Annotated in this window: 16 protein-coding genes and 1 tRNA gene; 10 read left to right on the plus strand and 7 right to left on the minus strand. The window is 71.2% G+C overall.

The window, feature by feature from the left end; genetic code table 11:
• The first annotated feature begins 105 nt into the window (after positions 1 to 105).
• Complete coding sequence (locus ACZ4UB_RS15260; protein ID WP_468070500.1) at positions 106 to 2,196, plus strand: McrB family protein; 2,091 nt, start codon at positions 106 to 108, stop codon at positions 2,194 to 2,196.
• Positions 2,186 to 3,478 carry an McrC family protein gene (locus ACZ4UB_RS15265; RefSeq protein WP_468070501.1) on the plus strand — a complete coding sequence of 431 codons (1,293 nt, stop codon included), beginning with the start codon at positions 2,186 to 2,188 and terminating at the stop codon, positions 3,476 to 3,478. Before ACZ4UB_RS15260 ends, ACZ4UB_RS15265 begins: the two co-directional genes overlap by 11 nt.
• Positions 3,479 to 3,534: 56 nt before the next feature.
• Here the strand turns inward: ACZ4UB_RS15265 and ACZ4UB_RS15270 are convergent, their stop codons facing one another.
• The gene (locus tag ACZ4UB_RS15270) at positions 3,535 to 4,203 is read right to left on the minus strand and encodes an HAD family hydrolase (RefSeq protein ID WP_468070502.1); all 669 of its coding nucleotides are present in this window, start codon (positions 4,201 to 4,203) and stop codon (positions 3,535 to 3,537) included.
• Between the two features lie 83 nt (positions 4,204 to 4,286).
• Positions 4,287 to 5,339 carry a glutathione S-transferase family protein gene (locus tag ACZ4UB_RS15275; protein ID WP_468070503.1) on the minus strand — a complete coding sequence of 351 codons (1,053 nt, stop codon included), beginning with the start codon at positions 5,337 to 5,339 and terminating at the stop codon, positions 4,287 to 4,289.
• A 280-nt stretch (positions 5,340 to 5,619) separates the two neighbouring features.
• Here ACZ4UB_RS15275 and ACZ4UB_RS15280 point away from each other — a divergent pair, with 280 nt between their 5' ends.
• From ACZ4UB_RS15280 to ACZ4UB_RS15290, 3 genes are all read left to right on the plus strand, one after another.
• Positions 5,620 to 5,976, plus strand: coding sequence for a PRC-barrel domain-containing protein (locus ACZ4UB_RS15280; RefSeq protein WP_468070504.1), 357 nt, complete (start codon positions 5,620 to 5,622; stop codon positions 5,974 to 5,976).
• A gap of 83 nt (positions 5,977 to 6,059) precedes the next feature.
• On the plus strand, positions 6,060 to 6,422 hold the full coding sequence (locus ACZ4UB_RS15285) for a MarR family transcriptional regulator (protein WP_468070505.1): 363 nt from the start codon (positions 6,060 to 6,062) through the stop codon (positions 6,420 to 6,422).
• Between the two features lie 67 nt (positions 6,423 to 6,489).
• Positions 6,490 to 6,915 (plus strand): STAS domain-containing protein, encoded by a 426-nt coding sequence (locus ACZ4UB_RS15290; protein WP_468070506.1) that lies wholly within the window; start codon positions 6,490 to 6,492, stop codon positions 6,913 to 6,915.
• A 120-nt stretch (positions 6,916 to 7,035) separates the two neighbouring features.
• Here ACZ4UB_RS15290 and ACZ4UB_RS15295 read toward each other — a convergent pair.
• Both ACZ4UB_RS15295 and ACZ4UB_RS15300 read right to left on the minus strand, forming a co-directional pair.
• Positions 7,036 to 7,123 (minus strand) — tRNA-Leu (locus ACZ4UB_RS15295).
• A 253-nt stretch (positions 7,124 to 7,376) separates the two neighbouring features.
• Positions 7,377 to 8,318 carry a beta-ketoacyl-ACP synthase III gene (locus tag ACZ4UB_RS15300; protein ID WP_468070507.1) on the minus strand — a complete coding sequence of 314 codons (942 nt, stop codon included), beginning with the start codon at positions 8,316 to 8,318 and terminating at the stop codon, positions 7,377 to 7,379.
• A gap of 219 nt (positions 8,319 to 8,537) precedes the next feature.
• Here ACZ4UB_RS15300 and fdhD point away from each other — a divergent pair, with 219 nt between their 5' ends.
• Both fdhD and ACZ4UB_RS15310 read left to right on the plus strand, forming a co-directional pair.
• Entirely contained in the window at positions 8,538 to 9,377 is an 840-nt protein-coding gene (gene fdhD, locus ACZ4UB_RS15305) for a formate dehydrogenase accessory sulfurtransferase FdhD (RefSeq protein WP_468070508.1), read from the plus strand.
• A 153-nt stretch (positions 9,378 to 9,530) separates the two neighbouring features.
• Positions 9,531 to 10,190, plus strand: coding sequence for an SRPBCC family protein (locus tag ACZ4UB_RS15310; protein ID WP_468070509.1), 660 nt, complete (start codon positions 9,531 to 9,533; stop codon positions 10,188 to 10,190).
• Between the two features lie 39 nt (positions 10,191 to 10,229).
• On the opposite strand, the gene ACZ4UB_RS15315 is transcribed toward ACZ4UB_RS15310, so the two are convergent.
• The 3 genes from ACZ4UB_RS15315 to ACZ4UB_RS15325 form a co-directional block, all read right to left on the minus strand.
• A complete protein-coding gene (locus ACZ4UB_RS15315; RefSeq protein ID WP_468070510.1) occupies positions 10,230 to 10,622 on the minus strand; it encodes a hypothetical protein in 393 nt (130 codons plus the stop codon).
• Positions 10,623 to 10,747: 125 nt separating this feature from the next.
• The gene (locus tag ACZ4UB_RS15320) at positions 10,748 to 11,164 is read right to left on the minus strand and encodes a (2Fe-2S) ferredoxin domain-containing protein (protein WP_467955882.1); all 417 of its coding nucleotides are present in this window, start codon (positions 11,162 to 11,164) and stop codon (positions 10,748 to 10,750) included.
• A 9-nt stretch (positions 11,165 to 11,173) separates the two neighbouring features.
• Positions 11,174 to 12,226 (minus strand): bile acid:sodium symporter family protein, encoded by a 1,053-nt coding sequence (locus ACZ4UB_RS15325; protein ID WP_468070511.1) that lies wholly within the window; start codon positions 12,224 to 12,226, stop codon positions 11,174 to 11,176.
• A 187-nt stretch (positions 12,227 to 12,413) separates the two neighbouring features.
• Between ACZ4UB_RS15325 and ACZ4UB_RS15330 the strand changes: the two genes are divergently transcribed.
• From ACZ4UB_RS15330 to ACZ4UB_RS15340, 3 genes are all read left to right on the plus strand, one after another.
• Positions 12,414 to 13,274 (plus strand): LysR substrate-binding domain-containing protein, encoded by an 861-nt coding sequence (locus tag ACZ4UB_RS15330; protein WP_468070617.1) that lies wholly within the window; start codon positions 12,414 to 12,416, stop codon positions 13,272 to 13,274.
• A gap of 307 nt (positions 13,275 to 13,581) precedes the next feature.
• Positions 13,582 to 15,396, plus strand: a complete 1,815-nt coding sequence (locus ACZ4UB_RS15335) for an AMP-dependent synthetase/ligase (RefSeq protein WP_468070618.1) — start codon at positions 13,582 to 13,584, stop codon at positions 15,394 to 15,396.
• A 112-nt stretch (positions 15,397 to 15,508) separates the two neighbouring features.
• Positions 15,509 to 16,786 carry an ABC transporter substrate-binding protein gene (locus ACZ4UB_RS15340; RefSeq protein WP_468070512.1) on the plus strand — a complete coding sequence of 426 codons (1,278 nt, stop codon included), beginning with the start codon at positions 15,509 to 15,511 and terminating at the stop codon, positions 16,784 to 16,786.
• The last annotated feature ends 2 nt before the right edge of the window (positions 16,787 to 16,788 follow it).

The raw sequence follows: 16,788 nt of genomic DNA on the forward strand, positions 1-16,788 counted from the left end.
GCCCCGTGCGCGATCATTCCGTCATGGTGACAGAAGCTGAGCTCGTGCAGGCGGCAGCGACGTTCGACCGGTCGTCGTGGGCCTCCGCGGTGGAGGACGCCCGGCATGCCCGCCGGAGGGTGGTGGACCAGTTCCCGCTGGAGAGCTGGCCGGCCATGTCGTTGGAGGAGTACGCACTCGGCACCGGGGGGGGGCGACGACGGTCCCCCGACGTACTGCCGACTGCTGGAGTTCGGCACCGACGCGATCGGCAGCATCCGGGGCGGAAGCGCCGCCAAACACATCATCTACCGCCACCGCAGCGGCGAATGGCGCCGCGCGGCCCCCCTGAAGAAGTGGGAGCCCGAAGCCGCCTGGGAACAGGTCCGCACCGAATTCATCATGGCCTTCGCCGGCGCGGAGAGCCGCGACTTCGACGTCATCGACGAGCTGGAGACGCTCACCTACGGCCAGGCCCTGGTGACGAAGTCGCTCGCGATCTACTTTCCCCAGCACTTCATGCCCATCTTCTCGGCCGCCCACGTCCGGCACTTCACCGAGCTGCTCGGCGGATCCTCCTACCGGACGTACGGCGGTGTCCGGACGTGGCGGGCCAACCGCGAACTGCTGCGGATGGTGCGCGCGAGGCCCGAGTTCGAGGGGTGGGACCCGCAGGAGGTCATGTTCTTCCTGTACGAGGAGTTCCCCCCGAGCCCCCCGCGACGTGACGTCTGGAAGATCTCCCCGGGAGAGCGCGGTCGCCTCTGGGAGGAGTGCCGGGAGCAGGAGCTCATCTGTGTCGGCTGGGGCGAGGTGGGCGACCTCGGGCAGTACGAGAGCGATACCGAACTGAAGAACGCCCTGGACGCCCACTGGCCCATGACGACCGGGGGGCACTTACGACTCGCACGCCAATTGCTCACCTTCCGCGATCTGGAGCCGGGCGACCTGATCGTGGCCAACCGCGGCAAGTCCGAGGTGCTCGGCCTGGGAACGGTGAAGAAGGACGTCTACTACTTCGACCCGACGCGTGAGCACCCGCACGTCCTCCCGGTGACGTGGGACCTCTCGTACGCACAGGTCCTCGAGGAACCGCAGAACGCCTGGCAGCAGACCTTCGCCAGGGTTCCCCAGACGCTCATGCGCCAGATCCGGGACGGGTGGTCCCGCGCCACCACCGATGACGTGCACTCGGGTGGCCCGGACGGACCGGGTGGGCCGGCCGGACCGGACCCGGCGGAGTGGCCCGGAGAGGTACTGCGGGTGGTGGGTGCGCTGGAGCACCGGGGTCAGGTCATCCTGCACGGCCCGCCCGGGACCGGGAAGACCCGGCTCGCCCTGAGCGTGGCGCTCGCGCTCGCGGGACGGGCCGAAGCGATCGGCGCACCCGCGCGGGAGCGGTCGGCCGCGGTCAGCGCGCTGCTCACCGCTCCGGCCGGGACGACGGCCGCCGACGGTCACGTGTCAGCGGTGAGCATGGTGACCTTCCACCCGTCCTACGGCTACGAGGACTTCGTCCAAGGGTTCAAACCCGACCTCGCCTCCGACGGAGCAGGGCTCAACCTCCAGCTTCAGGACGGCCTGTTCCTGCGCATCTGCAAGGCCGCCGCCCTGGCGCCGGACCGCACCTTTCTCCTGATCGTCGACGAGATCAACCGCGGCGATCTCCCCCGCATCCTGGGCGAGCTCGTCACGCTGCTGGAGATGGACAAGCGGGGCGTCCCGGTCACCCTGCCGACCAACGGGCAGCAGTTCCACGTGCCGCCGAACGTCCGGATCATCGGCACGATGAACACCGCCGACCGCAGCGTGGGGCACATGGACGCCGCCGTTCGGCGCCGCTTCGGCTTCGTCGAGGTCGCCCCCGACTCCGACGTGGTCGCGGGCGCTGCCGGGCCGCTCGACCTCGCCGTCTTCTTCGAAGGACTCAACGCCCGGATCAGCCGTGAACTGGGCCCCGATCACCGGGTGGGTCACGCCTACCTGCTGCGCGACAACAACCCTCTGACCACGGAGGAGGAATTCGCCGACACCTTCTACCACGACATCGTCCCGCTCGTGGAAGACCACTGCCTGGGGCGCACGGAGCTGCTTCGCACCATCCTCGGCGCGATCGTGGATCCCGACTCGGGGCGCATCGCCCGGATGAACCCGCAGGACCTCGCGGCCGGATTGGCCGCGGAATTCCTCACCGAATCGTCTGACCATGACCGGTGAAGCGCGCCGGGCCACCACCCGGCCGCCGGTGATCCGCCTGGGCGAATACGACACGGTTCGGCTCGGCAGCGAGCAGCTCAGCGAGGCCGATCGTCATCGGCTGCTCGGCATCAAGGCGAAGAAGCCCCCCACCCTGCGGGAGAACGCGAGCGGGTGGACCCTCAAGGCAGGGTCGACGGTGGGTCTGCTCCCCCTCGATCGGGTAAGACTCGTGCTCGAACCGAAGTTCGCGATCCCCGGGTCGCGGCTGATCTCCTGGCTCTGTTACGCCCAGGGCGTCCCGCTGCCGCACGAGGCGACCGCGCGGAAGTGGCTGACGAGCAGCGACGGTTACGCGGATCCGGTGTTGCCGGCGCTGCTGGCCGAGTGCGAGACCCTGTTCCACGAAGGTCTTCGGCGGGACTACGTCCGTACGGACCTGCTCGCCCCGACGCTGCGCGGCCGCCTGGACGTCCGGGCGCAGGCGACGCGCCGCTTCGGTGCCGTGGACCGCTTGCACGTCAGGACCTTCGAGCGGGAGGTGGAGACCTGGGAGAACCTGGTGTGCGGCGCCGCCCTCGCATCCGCCGTCCCGCGGGCCGCGAACCCGGTACTGGCCCGGGCGATCGAGGACCTGGCCCGGCGGTTCCCCCGGCCCCGACTGCCCGAAACGGCCGTCAAGATGCTCGCCCGCGCCCGCTACACCCGGCTGAACGCACGGTACCGGGCCGCCCACGCCTGGGCGCGACTGGTCCTGGGCGGCAGCGGCGGCGTGGCCGATCTCCTGGTGGACCGGGGACACCGCGCGGACAGCCTGCTCGTCGACATGGAAGCGCTCTGGGAGGGCGTCGTGCGCCGGATGGCGCGGGACGCGTCCGGCCCCTGCGGCGGCTCCCTCGTCCCCGCTACGGGAGACGACGGCATCGTCACGACCGGCCAGTTGCGGGACCGTAACCGCGCCTTCGCACCGGACGCCCTCATCCGGTTCGGGCCGCCGCATGGTCACCTCCTGCCGGTGGATGCCAAGTACAAGATGCACGCCCGGGAGAATGTGAGCGCGGCGGACCGGCACCAGCTCCTGACCTACGCCGCCGGGTACTCGCCGACCCACGCGCCGTCCGTGTTGCTGGTGCACCCGAGCGTCGACGGAGCCGTCCACCGCACGCTGCACGTGCGGGGACCGCGCGGACTGCTCGGAGTGATCGAGGTGCTCGGGATCGACACCGGACTCGACCCGGCAGTGGCCGGCCTCCCCTTGCGGAGGGTGATCGCCGATTTCGTCGAGACCGCCGGGCGGCCCTGAACACCCGGCAGTGGGAACGGCTGCGCGAGGGGGAGGTCTCTACGACGCCGACCGCATCACTTCGCCACGCGGGAGAACGCGCTGGTGTCGAGGTGCGCCAGTAGGTCGGCCGGGTCGTGGTGGACGGCGAGGGCTCCCGCTTCCTCCAGGTCCGTGCGCGCGATCCCTCCGCAGAGCAGGCCGACGGGCGCCACGCCCGCTCGGGCGGCGGCCTTCATGTCCCAGACCGAGTCACCGACGAACACCGCGCGCTCCGGCGGCACCCCGGCCAGTCGGAGGGCGTGCCGGACGGGGTCGGGCGCCGGTTTGCCCTGTTCGACGTCGTCGGAGGTCGCGGTGTCGCCGATGGCTTCGTCCGCGCCGATGGCTTGTCGCAGGGCTTCGAGTTCGTCGTCCTTGGCCGAGGTGACCAGCAGCACCTCCCACCCCTCCCCCGCGAGTGCGCGCAGCAGGTCGGCCGCCTGGTCGAAGGCCTGGATGCGGTCGAAGTAGGTGGCGTAGAGGGTGTCGTGGCCCGCGCTGAGCCGGTCGTCGCCGGAGCGGTCGCGGTCCTCGCCGAGGAGGTGGTCGAGGAGGTCCTCGCCGGGCAGGCCGATCGCGCGGTGGACCGCGTGCATGGGGACGTGATGACCGGCCTGGCGCAGCGCCTCCCACCAGGAGGTGATGTGGAGGTGGTTGGTATCGGTGAGGGTGCCGTCGACGTCGAAGAGGGCAGCGCGGTTCATGGACTTCTCCTCTCGGCCCGCGCGGTGCGGGCAGTAGTGCGTCCTCGGCCCAGCGGGCGGACCTTCGGGGGTTCCACGCGCTGTCAGCTCCCCTCCGCGGTGCCCCCGGCCCCACGGTGCGCGCGGGCAGTGGCAGGGGCGGGCTCTGCGACCCCCTCGCCGGCGGGTGCGGGCCCGGGCGGGGTCCCGGTGTCCCCGAAGGGCTTGCCGCCCAGGCCCTCGCGGTGGTGCGGGGTCCGCCAGCCGGACGGATCGGGCCCCGCCGCTACGATGCCGGTCGGGTTGATGCCGCTGTGCACCTGGTAGTAGTGGCGCTTGATGTGGTCGAAGTCGACCGTGTCGCCGAACCCGGGCGTCTGGTACAGGTCCCGGGCGTACGCCCACAGCACCGGGTCCTCGGACAGCTTCGACCTGTTGCACTTGAAGTGGCCGTGGTAGACGGCGTCGAAGCGCACCAGGGTCGTGAACAGCCTGACGTCCGCCTCGGTGATGTGGTCCCCCACGAGGTAGCGGCGGTCCGCCAGCCTCCGGGACACCTGGTCCAGGCGCCTGAACAGCGTCGCGTAGGCCTCCTCGTACGCACTCTGCTCCGTGGCGAAACCGGCCCGGTACACCCCGTTGTTGACGTCCCGGTAGATGCCCTCCATCACGTCGTCGATCTCCTCGCGCAGCGGCTCCGGATAGAGGTCGGGGGCGCCGGCACGGTGCACGGCGCGCCACTCGGTCGCGAGATCTAGGGTGATGCGCTGGAAGTCGTTGGTCACCAGCCTGCCGCTCGGGATGTCCACGATCGCGGGGACGCTGACACCGCCGGGACAGTCCCGCGCGCGGGCGTCGTAGGCCTCGCTGAGGTAGCGGATGCCGAGTACGGGATCCCGTCCCCCGGGGTCCAGGGTGAACCGCCAGCTGCGGTCGTCCTGGATCGGGTCCGCCACGGCCAGCGACAGGGCGTCCTCCAGGCCCAGCAGCCTGCGGACGACGAGCGCGCGGCTCGCCCACGGGCAGGCACGGCTCACCACCAACCGGTAGCGGCCGGCCTCGACGGGCCAGCCGTCCCTTCCGTCCGCCGTGATCCGGTCCGCGAAGAAGGCGTCGGAACGGACGAAGGTCCGCGTTCCGTAGTGCGCGTTGCCCATGATCACTCCTTCGGGGCATGAGCGTTGCCCGCCGGCCCCGGTGGTGTTCCCAGGTGGTGCCGCTGGAGCAGCTGGAGTCACCGCGCGTGTACCCGAGGAAGAGCCGGACAAGCGTGCCGGACCAGGGATCGGCGGCGTTCTGCCGGCGCGTCCGGGAGCGGGCCGGTACGGGGGCGGGGCCCGGTACGGGGGCGGGCGGGCGGGCCGGCGAGTGCCGGGTGCCGGAGCGGGTAGGCGCCGTACGCATCATCCTGGTTCAGCCGGTCTTGGGAGGCGGGTCATGACGCTGCACACCACCATCTGGAACTACCGAGCCGGTTCGGGCTATGAGCCGGGAGCCGATCTGACCGGCTTCAAGGTCGAGGCGACCGACGGACACATCGGGAAGATCGACGAGCATTCCGACGAGGCGGGGGCCGGATACATCGTCGTGGACACAGGCGTCTGGATCTTCGGCAGGCACGTGCTCCTGCCCGCGAGCACCATCCAGCGCATCGACCGCCCCGGCGAAACGGTCCACGTCGACCGCACGAAGGACCAGATCAAGGCCGCTCCCGAGTTCACACGGGAGCAACAGCCACGGGACACCGGGTACCTCGAACAGTTCGCCAAGTACTACGGCATGCCTCACATGTGACCGGACGAGCCGCACGCCGTCGGGTTCCCGCATGGCGATTCAGGTCTAGCGAAACCTGAAGGGCAAGTCGTACTATTTCAGACATGTCGCCGGTCAATTCTCGGACGAACTGGACGTTCATCACCCACCACGCCCGGATCCTCGCGATGATCATGCGTGATCCGGAAATCCGCGTACGGGACCTGGCCTCCGCCTGCGAAGTGACCGAACGGGCCGCCCAGGCCATCGTCACCGACCTGGAGACCGCCGGCTACCTCAGCCGGGTCCGCAACGGCCGGCGCAACCACTACGCGGTCGCGTCGGGCACGTTCTTCCGGCACCCGGCCGAGCGCCATCACGAGATCCAGAGCCTGCTGAAGCTGCTGGTCGACCTCGACCCGCCGGACGAGCCGACCAAGGCCCCCGACTCCGGCGCCGGCCCCCACGAACCGAATCCACGCACCTGATCACGAGCGCCTCCGGTCGGACCGCTCGCGCTACCCCGCACGACATGGCTTTGAAGGGAGAGAGGCCATGACCGACCACTCCGGCAGCCGACCCGCCACCACTCCCGCGGACACCGCCTGCGAGACCTTGCACCCCTCGGCCATCGCATTGGTCTTCGAACCCGGCCCCCAACGCGTCCTCGCGCGGGTGCGCGGCGAGATCGACATGGACGACGCGCGCGGCCTGCGCGAAGACCTCCTCACCGCCCTGACGTCCAGCCGCGCGGGGCTCGACCTCGACCTCTCCGCCGTCACCTTCTGCGACAGCTCGGGGCTTCACGTCCTGCTGGATCTGCACAAGCTCGCCACCGAGGCCGGCAAGAGCTTCGTCCTGACCGCCGTCAGCCGACCCGTCGCCCACTTGCTCCAGCTCACGGGCATCCAGCAGCTCCTGACGAGCCCCACCCCCTCGGACGGAACCACCCCCACCCACCCGGCCACCGCTCCCGTCTGACCCACGGGACACGTACGGCCCCCTGCGAACCGCAGGGGGCCGTACGTGTGACGCACAACGACAGAGCCGGTCGAAGCGACGTTCCGTCGCTTCGACCGGCTCCATGTGGTCAGTTGACCTTGGTGTCCGAGGGGGGACTTGAACCCCCACGCCCGATAAAGGGCACTAGCACCTCAAGCTAGCGCGTCTGCCATTCCGCCACCCGGACAAGGTGGTCGGCCGCGGTCTCCCGTGGCGACAAGGACAACCATAGCAAAGCTTCGGAGTGCTCTTCACCCATATAAACCGTGGTCAGCAGCCTGCCGGGGCGTCACACCGGGCGCCGGGCCCGCGCGGCGCCGTCGGGTGCACAGCCTGTCGCGCTGCCGGTACGCGCAGTGCGACACGCCGTGCGCCCGACGGACCCGCCGGAGTCACGGCAGCGGGTCACGGGCAGGGTCACGGGCAGGGGGTCCCAGGCGTCACGGGCAGCGGATGACCTGGCCCGCGTAGGAGAGGTTGCCGCCGAAGCCGAAGAGCAGGACGGGGGCGCCCGAGGGGATCTCGCCGCGCTCGACCAGCTTGGACAGGGCCATCGGAATGCTGCCGGCCGAGGTGTTGCCCGAGTCGACGACGTCGCGGGCGACGACCGCGTTCACGGCTCCGATCTTGGCGGCGAGCGGCTCGATGATGCGCAGGTTCGCCTGGTGCAGGACGACTCCGGCGAGGTCCTCCGGGGTGATCCCGGCGCGCTCGCAGGCCTTGCGCGCGAGCGGCGGCAGCTGGGTCGTGGCCCAGCGGTAGACGGACTGGCCCTCCTGGGCGAAGACCGGCGGGCTGCCCTCGATGCGGACGGCGTGGCCCATCTCCGGTACCGAGCCCCACAGGACGGGGCCGATGCCCGGCTCCTCGCAGGCCTCGACGACCGCGGCGCCCGCGCCGTCACCGGTGAGCACGCAGGTGGTGCGGTCGCTCCAGTCGGTGATCTCGGTCATCTTGTCGGCGCCGATGACCAGCGCGCGGGTGGAGGACCCGGCGCGGATGGCGTGGTCGGCGGTGGCCAGCGCGTGCGTGAAGCCCGAGCAGACGACGTTGATGTCCATCACGGCGGGGTTGCCGCCCATGCCGAGCTTGGCGGCGACGCGGGCCGCCATGTTGGGCGAGCGGTCGATCGCGGTCGAGGTCGCGACGAGAACGAGGTCGATGTCGTCGGGGGTCAGCCCCGCGCTCGCCAGGGCCTTGCCGGCGGCCTGGAAGGCCAGCTCGTCCACGGGCTCGTCGGGACCGGCCATGCGGCGGGTGTTGATCCCCACCCGGGAGCGGATCCACTCGTCGTTCGTGTCGACCATGGCCGCGAGGTCCTCGTTGGTGATCACTTTCGCGGGCTGGTAGTGCCCCAGAGCCACCACGCGTGAACCGGTCATGGGCAGGATCCCCCTCGTACGGCAGTCAGGATCACCCAGCTTCGCCTGCTACTGACCGGTACGAGGGCGCGTGACCCGACAGGTTCGTGCGGCGGAATTTGGAGATTCCGGAGGATCTTCCTGCGGAGCACGCGTATGGAGCGATACGGGAGAATGGGCCTGACAGGCCGGTGCCGGCCTCCGGACCGGCGCGAACGAGAGAACGGTGGGCTGATCACCATGGGACGGGTCACCGAGCGTCGCCGCGTCGTCCGGATCCGGGACGGGGTGGTCGGGACGCGCCCGGACACCCTGGTCGCCGAGGAACCGCTGGAGATCCGGCTGAACGGGAAGCCGCTGGCGATCACCATGCGCACTCCCGGGGACGACTTCGCGCTGGCGGTGGGCTTCCTGGTGAGCGAGGGGGTACTGGCGCACACCTCGGACGTCCGCGCGGTGACCTACTGCGAGGGCCAGGCCGAGGACGGCAGCAACACTTACAACATCGTCAACGTCCAGCTGGCCGCCGGGGTCGCGGTACCGGACATCACGCTGGAGCGGAACGTCTACACGACGTCGTCCTGCGGGCTGTGCGGCAAGGCCAGCCTGGACGCGGTGCGCACGGCGAGCCGCTTCCCGGGCCTCGACGCGGACCCGCTGCGCATAGCGGCCGACCTCGTCACGGAGCTGCCGGACCGGCTCCGCGCCGCACAGAAGGTGTTCGACAGCACCGGCGGGCTGCACGCGGCCGGGCTGTTCACGGCGACGGGCGAACTGGTCGACGTGCGCGAGGACGTGGGCCGCCACAACGCGGTGGACAAGATCGTCGGTCGGGCGCTGCGCGAGGGTCTGCTGCCGCTGGCCGGGTCGGTGCTGCTGGTGTCGGGGCGGGCCTCCTTCGAACTGGCGCAGAAGGCGGTGATGGCCGGGATCCCGATGCTGGCCGCGGTCTCCGCGCCCTCCTCGCTCGCCGTGGACCTCGCGGTCGAGTCGGGACTCACCCTGGTCGGCTTCCTGCGCGGCCGGAACATGAACGTCTACGCGGGCGAGGAACGGATCCTGCTGCCCGAGCCCCGATAGGGGCGCGGACCACCACCGCGGACCTCCACGGCCGGCCACCGCCGCGGACCCTCATTCAGAAAAGTTAGAAGGTATCACGCAAGCTATTGCCCTTCGCTGCGATCGAGTTATATCCTCTAACCATCGATTGAGCCACTAAGTGAGGGGAATTCCATGTCCGGTATCCGCCGCCAGCGCGGCATCCGTGCCGCCCTGTTAGCCGCGCCGCTCGCCATCGGCCTCCTCGGGACCGCGGTGGCCCCCGCCGAGGCTGCCCCCATGTCCGACCTCCACCTCCGGTCCGCCCCGTCGCTGACCTGCCGCGGGGTCGGCGTCGACCCCGACGCCCGCGTGCGGCACCGGGCCGAGATCCTCATCGACGCACCGCTGAGCACGGTCTGGAAGCTCCAGACCGATGTCGAGGGCTGGCCCGCCTGGCAGCCTCCCGTGACCGCTGCCGAGCGCCTCGACCACGGCCCCCTCCGCAAGGGCTCGGCCTTTCGGTGGACTACTCCGGTGCCCCCCAATCCGACTCCGGCCAGGAGCCTGGAGATCACCTCGACGATCGAACAGCTCAACCCCCGTTCCTGCATACGCTGGACGGGGCCGGCGGTCGGCGAGGGACTGCACATCGACGGCGTGCACGTGTGGAACTTCACCGCGACCCGTGGCGGGGTCCGGGTCACCACCGAGGAGACCCATACCGGCCCCCAGGTCGACGCCGACGTCCCCACGGCGACCGCCCTCCTCCGCCAGGGCCTCGAAGCGTGGCTGGCGGACCTCAAAGCCACTGCCGAAGCCCGCGCCACCGCTGAAGCCGGAGCCGGGGCCTGAGCCTGAAGCGGAGCCGAGCGCGGCGTGTGACGCAGTCCGTCAGTGCTGATCCGAGGCGGGCCGTGGCGGGAGCGTCAGCCGGGCGACGTACTCGTCGGTGAGGATGTCGCACGTGCACCAGTCACCCGCGCACGGGGCGCCCGCTTCGGCTCCATAAGGGCCGAGACCGGCCATGACCGCGAGCACCTGCGCACGTTCCGGCGCGCTCAGCACCGGGAGCACCGACCGGGGCGGGAGCCGCCAACCGGTCGGAGCATCGTCCACGTCGGCGATGACCCGCGCGTCGATGAACAGGGTGTACAGGGGGTGCTCGGGAAAGTCGTTGAGTCGCAGGACGTGCCAACGTCCCTCGACCCGCGCCGCGTAGGGGAAGACGCCGGTGCCCGTGTCGTGCCACGCGACCTGCGCGGGCACTGCGGGGAAACGGCTCATCACCTGGGCTCCGGGATCGTGAGCGGCTGACCGAACGGCTCGGCACACGACCGCTCGGACGGTCAGCCAGTCGGTCAGTCAGTCGTCGGTCAGTCGGTCAGTCGGTCAGTGAGTTGGTCGCACGGCTAGCGTCTGCGGCCGCGGGGGGTCTTCTTCGGGCTGGGGGGCTCGATGCGGTGCAGGTCGAGGGCGTCCGGCGGGAGGGCGACGCCGGGGCCGCCGGCCAGGGCCCAGTCGACGATGTCGTCGGTCGCGGTGTCGTCCATGACCCAGCCGAACCAGGTCGCGCGGGCGCCCTTGCGGCGGGCCTCGGTCGCGGGCTGTACGACGATCACGTTGGCCTGGGCGCAGGGGCCGAGGCAGTCGACGGTACGGACGTCGAGGCGTCCCTCGGAGTCCTCGGCGGCCGCGCGGAGCCGGGCCAGTTGACCGGCGTGGTCGGTGCCGGGGTTCTTGCGCGGGTCGCCGCAGCAGCAGCCGCGGCACACCACCAGGGTGCAGGGGCGTTCGGCGCGGGCGGAGTGGGGGCGTATCCAGGTCACCGACGCACGTTACCGGGCTCCGGGGGCGGGGTGTTGGGCCGTGCGGGAGACCTCCACCACACGCCCTGAGGGGAGTTCGGGGTCCGGGTCGGCCGCCCGGCGGCGGGCGAGCACGGCGCAGACCATCAACTGCATCTGGTGGAAGAGCATCAGGGGGAGCACCGCGAGGCTCGCCTGCGCCCCGAACAGCACGCTGGCCATCGGGAGTCCGGCCGCCAGGCTCTTCTTGGACCCGGCGAACTGGATGGCGATCCGGTCCGCCCGGTCGAAGCCGAGCCGGCCGGCGCCGTACCAGGTGACCAGCAGCATGACGGCGAGCAGCGCCGCTTCGACCGCCATCAGGGCGCCGAGCCGTACCACGCTCACCTGGTGCCAGACCCCGGCGACCATGCCCGCGCTGAAGGCGGCGTAGACGACGAGCAGGATCGAGCCGCGGTCGACGTAGCCGAGGACCGCCCGGTTGCGGGTGAGGAAGCCGCCGACCCAGCGGCGGAGCGACTGACCGAGGAGGAAGGGCAACAGCAACTGCAGGACGATCTTCAACAGGGAGTCGAGGGAGAAGCCGCCCGCGTCGTGGCCGAGCAGCCCGGCCGCGAGGAGCGGAGTCAGGAAGATGCCGGCGAGGCTGGAGAAGGAGCCGGCGCAGATGGCGGCGGGCACGTTGCCACGGGCCATGGAGGTGAAGGCGATCGAGGACTGGATCGTCGAGGGGACCAGGCAGAGGAACAGCAGGCCGCTGTAGAGCGGGGGTGTCAGGAGGGTGGGGACCAGGGCCCGAGCGGCCAGACCGAGCAGGGGGAAGAGGACGAAGGTGCAGGCCAGGACGGCGAGGTGGAGCCGCCAGTGGCGCAGGCCGTCGAGGGCCTCACGGGTGGACAGCCGGGCCCCGTAGAGGAAGAAGAGGAGGGCTACGGCGGCCGTGGAGGCACCGTCCGCGACGGGCGCGGCCGCGCCGCGGGCGGGCAGGAGCGCGGCGAGGGCGACGGTGGCGAGCAGGGCCATGACGTAGGGGTCCAGCGGGAGCCAGGAGGGCAGCGTGGGCATCTGCGGGCGGCGGCGCATGGCGGTACTCGCTCCCTTGCTGTCGGGCATCTGCTGTCGGGCATTCGCGGTCCGGCGGGGTCGCGCCCGGGTGGGCGCGTCGCCCCTTCATGGTCGGGGGCGCGGTGGCCATCGGGAAACACGCACACCGCTCTGACTGTCATCACAAAGTGCGATAGCGTGGAGGGCCATGACCGGTATGACGGGTATGTACGACCCGGTGCAGTTGCGTACGTTCCTCACGGTGGCCCAGACCCTGAGCTTCACGCAGGCCGCGGGGCGCCTCGGGGTGCGCCAGTCCACGGTGAGCCAGCACGTGCGACGGCTGGAGGAGGCCACGGGGCGGCCGCTGTTCCTGAGGGACACGCACAGCGTGGAGCTGACCGAGGACGGCGAGGCGCTGCTCGGCTTCGCCCGGACCATCCTGGCGGCGCACGAGCGGGCGGCCGCCTTCTTCAGCGGGACCCGGCTGCGCGGGCGCCTGCGGTTCGGGGCGTCTGAGGACTTCGTGCAGACGCGGCTGCCGGAGATTCTGGAGGGGTTCCGGCACGCGCACCCCGAGGTGGACCTGGAGCTGTCGGTCGAGCTGTCCGGGACCTTGCACGAGCGGTTGGACGCGGGGCGCCTCGATCTGGTGCTGGCCAAGCGGCGCGGTCCCGGGGACGAGCGGGGGCGGCTCGTCTGGCGGGACCGGATGGTGTGGATCGGTGCGGCCGGGCTGCGGGTGGATCCGGACCGGCCGGTCCCGCTGATCGTCTACCCGCCGCCCGGGATCACCCGGGCCCGGGCGCTGGAGGTACTGGAGCGGGACGGGCGCGCGTGGCGGATCACGTGTACGAGCGGCAGCCTGAGCGGTTTGATCGCGGCGGCCCGGGCCGGGCTGGGGGTGATGGCCCACACCCGCGGCCTGATTCCGCCCGGCCTGGTCCCGGTCGCGGACCGTGCGGGGCTGCCGGAGCTGGGGCGGGTGGAGTTCGCGCTGCTCCAAGGGCGCCGCCCGACCCCCGCCGCGGACGCCCTGGCCACGGCCGTCCTCACCGGCCCGGCCCGCCTGACCCGCCCGGACTGACCCCCCACACGTAGGCACCCGCCCGTACGCCCCCGTACGTACGCCCCCGTACGTAGGCCCCCGTACGGACACCCCGCCACCCGTGCGCGCAGCGCGCAGGTCTCGTGGAGATTCGCCGCAGGTCTTCCCCGTGGGGGCGTTCGCGCCTTGGTGCTCCCCGCTGACCAGTGATGATGGCGGCGAAAGCGGGCTCCCGGACCCCTCCCCCCGGGACCCCGACCTGGAGTACCGTCACCGGCGCCGTACGCAGCGGAGTCGTGCGCCGTACGGAGCGGAGTCGTGCGGAGAGGAGTCGGCTGTGCGCGAGATGACCGTCCCACCCGTCGTGACGGCCGCGCCCGTCGGGGGCCTGGCCGACGCCGTCTTCCAGTACGCCCGCGAGGACCCGGACCGGGTGGTGCTCGGCCGCAAGCTCGACGGCGTCTGGCAGGACGTCACCTCGGCGCAGCTGTGCGCGCAGGTGCTGGAGCTGGCGAAGGGCCTGCTGGCGCAGGGGATCCGCTTCGGCGACCGGGTCGGCATCATGGCGCGCACCCGGTACGAGTGGACCCTCTTCGACTTCGCCCTCTGGGCGGTCGGCGCGCAGCCCGTGCCCGTCTACCCCTCGGCCGCCGCCGACCAGGCGTACTGGATCCTCTTCGATTCCGGGTGCACGGCCGTGGTGGTCGAGGACGAGAACCAGGCCATGACGGTGGGTTCGGTGATCGAGGGCCTGCCGCAGCTGCGACGGCTGTGGCAGCTGGACGCGGGCGCCCTGGACCAGCTGGTCGCGGACGGGCGGGGGGTGTCGGACGACGTCGTGCACCGCCACCGCGGCGCGGTCACCCCGGATGCCGTGGCCACGGTCATCTACACCTCGGGCACCACCGGCCGCCCCAAGGGCTGCGTGCTGACCCACGCCAATTTCATGTACGAGGCGGACACCCTGGTGACCCGCTGGGAGTCGGTGTTCCAGGCGAAGTCGGGCGAGGAGCCCTCCACCCTCCTCTTCCTCCCGCTCGCCCACGTCTTCGGGCGGATGGTGGAGGTCGCCGCGATCCGGTCCCGGGTCAAGCTCGGGCACCAGCCGGTGCTGGCGGCGGCCGAGCTGATGCCCGACCTGGCGGCGTTCCGGCCGACGTTCGTGCTGGGGGTTCCGCACGTCTTCGAGAAGGTGTTCGCGGCAGCCCGGCGCAAGGCGGAGGCGGAGGGGCGCACCGGTCCCTTCGACCGGGCGGTGGAGACGGCCGTGCGCTACGCCGAGGCCCGTGAGCAGAAGGCCTTCGGCAGCGGTCCCGGCCCGTCGGCGGCGCTGCGGATGGAGCACCAGCTCTTCGACAAGCTGGTGTACGGGAAGGTCCGCGAGGCGCTGGGCGGCCGCATCCGCTACGCGATGTCGGGCGGATCCGCGATGTCGCGGCGGCTCGGGCTGTTCTTCGACGGCGCGGGGGTCACCGTCTTCGAGGGCTACGGCCTGACCGAGTCCTGCGCGGCGGCGACGGCCAACCCGCCGGGGGCGACGAAGTACGGGACGGTGGGCCACCCGATTCCGGGCACCTCGGTGCACATCGCGGACGACGGAGAGGTCTGGCTGAGCGGGGCGCACGTCTTCTCGGGTTACCTCAACGACCCGCCGTCGAGCGGAGCCGTGCTGCGCGGGGGCTGGTTGGCCACCGGGGACCTGGGGCGGCTCGACGCGGACGGCTACCTCACGATCACCGGGCGGAAGAAGGAGATCCTGGTGACCTCCAACGGGAAGTCGGTCTCGCCGACGGCCTTGGAGGAGCGGGTGCGGGCGCACCCGCTGGTGTCGCAGTGCGTGCTGGTGGGCAATGACCGCCCGTACATCGCCGCCCTGCTGACGCTGGACATGGAGGGGGTCGCGCACTGGTTGGCGATGCGCGGGCGCCCGCAGCCGCCCCTGGCCGAGCTGGTGCGGGACGAGGAGCTGATGGCGGAGGTGCGGCGGGCGGTGGTGACCGCCAACACCCGAGTGTCACAGGCGGAGTCGATCCGTACCTTCCGGCTGTTGCCCGAGCAGTTCAGCGAGGAGCGGGGGTTGCTGACCCCTTCGCTCAAGCTCAAGCGGCGGGCGATCGAGGCGGCGTACGAGCAGGAGGTGGCGGCGCTCTACCAGCACTGACCTCCAGCGCCGACTCCTACCTGACGGTTCGTCACTTTACCTGTCATTGATATTGACGAGTCGTCAGGTGCCGCACAGAATGCGGGGATTCCGACCGGAGGGAACTCCATCCATGCTGCGTCCGATCCGCGCCCTCGCCGCCGCCGCGGCGGCCCTCGCGCTCGTCTCCGCCTGCAACTCCGCCGCCAAGAACACCTCCTCGCCCTCCGGTACGGGCTCGGCCGCGAGCGCCGGGGCCGCCGCCCGCGGGGTGAGCGGCACCTCGATCAAGGTCGGCGGCATCGTGTCGATGACCTCCGCCAGCGGCTACAGCAAGAAGGACACCGACCTCGGGGCGAAGGCGCGCTACCTGCGGGCCAACGCGGAGGGCGGGGTGAACGGACGCGAGATCGACTACATCGGCGCGGAGGACGACGGCCAGGACCCCGCCAAGAACCTGGCGGCCGCCCGCAAACTGGTGCAGCAGGACAAGGTGTTCGCGGTCTCCCCCATGAGCTCGGTGACCTTCTCCGGCGCCGATTTCCTGGAGCAGCAGAAGGTCCCCACCTTCGGCTGGGGCACCACGCCCGCCTTCTGCGGACCGAAGCACATCTACGGCTTCAACGGCTGCCTGGTCCCCACCCCGGGCGGCACCCTGAACCAGACCTGGCCCGAGGGCATCGGCCAGGTCCTGGGCGGGGCGAAGGGCAAGTCCGTCGCCGTCATCGCCAATGACAGCGACGCGGGCAAGTTCGGCGTGCGGACCTTCTCGCAGGGCTTCGCGAGCGCCGGCTTCACCGTCTCCTACGCCAAGGCGAGCGTGCCGGCCACGGCGGTGCCGAGCGACTGGTCGGCGTACGTGAAGGACATCCTCTCCTCCAACGGCGGCAAGGCGCCCGACGCCGTCGTCTCCGTGATGCAGACCCCGAACAACATCGGGCTGTTCACCGCCCTCAAGCGCGCCGGCTACCAGGGGCTGCTGTCCGACCCGACCGACTACGACCCGGGGCTGCTCGCCAAGGACGCGACCAAGCAGGCCCTCGACGGGGTGTACGTCCTGCTCCAGTTCGAGCCCTTCGAGTCGCAGGACGCGAAGATGGCGCAGTTCAAGGCCGACATCAAGGCCGCCTCGGGCGGTAAGGAAGTCCCCCTGAACATGCACATGTTGACCGGGTACATGTCGGCGGACCTCTTCGTGTCGATCGCGCGGAAGGCGGGCCGGGAGCTGACCGTGGACTCCTTCCAGGCCGCCGCCCAGTCCTTCTCCGACACCGGGACCCTGATCGGTGACCGGGCCGAGCCGCTGGGGCAGAAGAACAGCTTCGGCTGCGGGGCGCTCGTACAGCTCAAGAACGGGGCGTACGAGGTCTCCGTACCGTTCAAGTGCTACGAGCCGATCCCCTTCAAGTAGGG

The sequence above is a fragment of the Streptomyces sp. NPDC028419 genome, assembly GCF_055565515.1.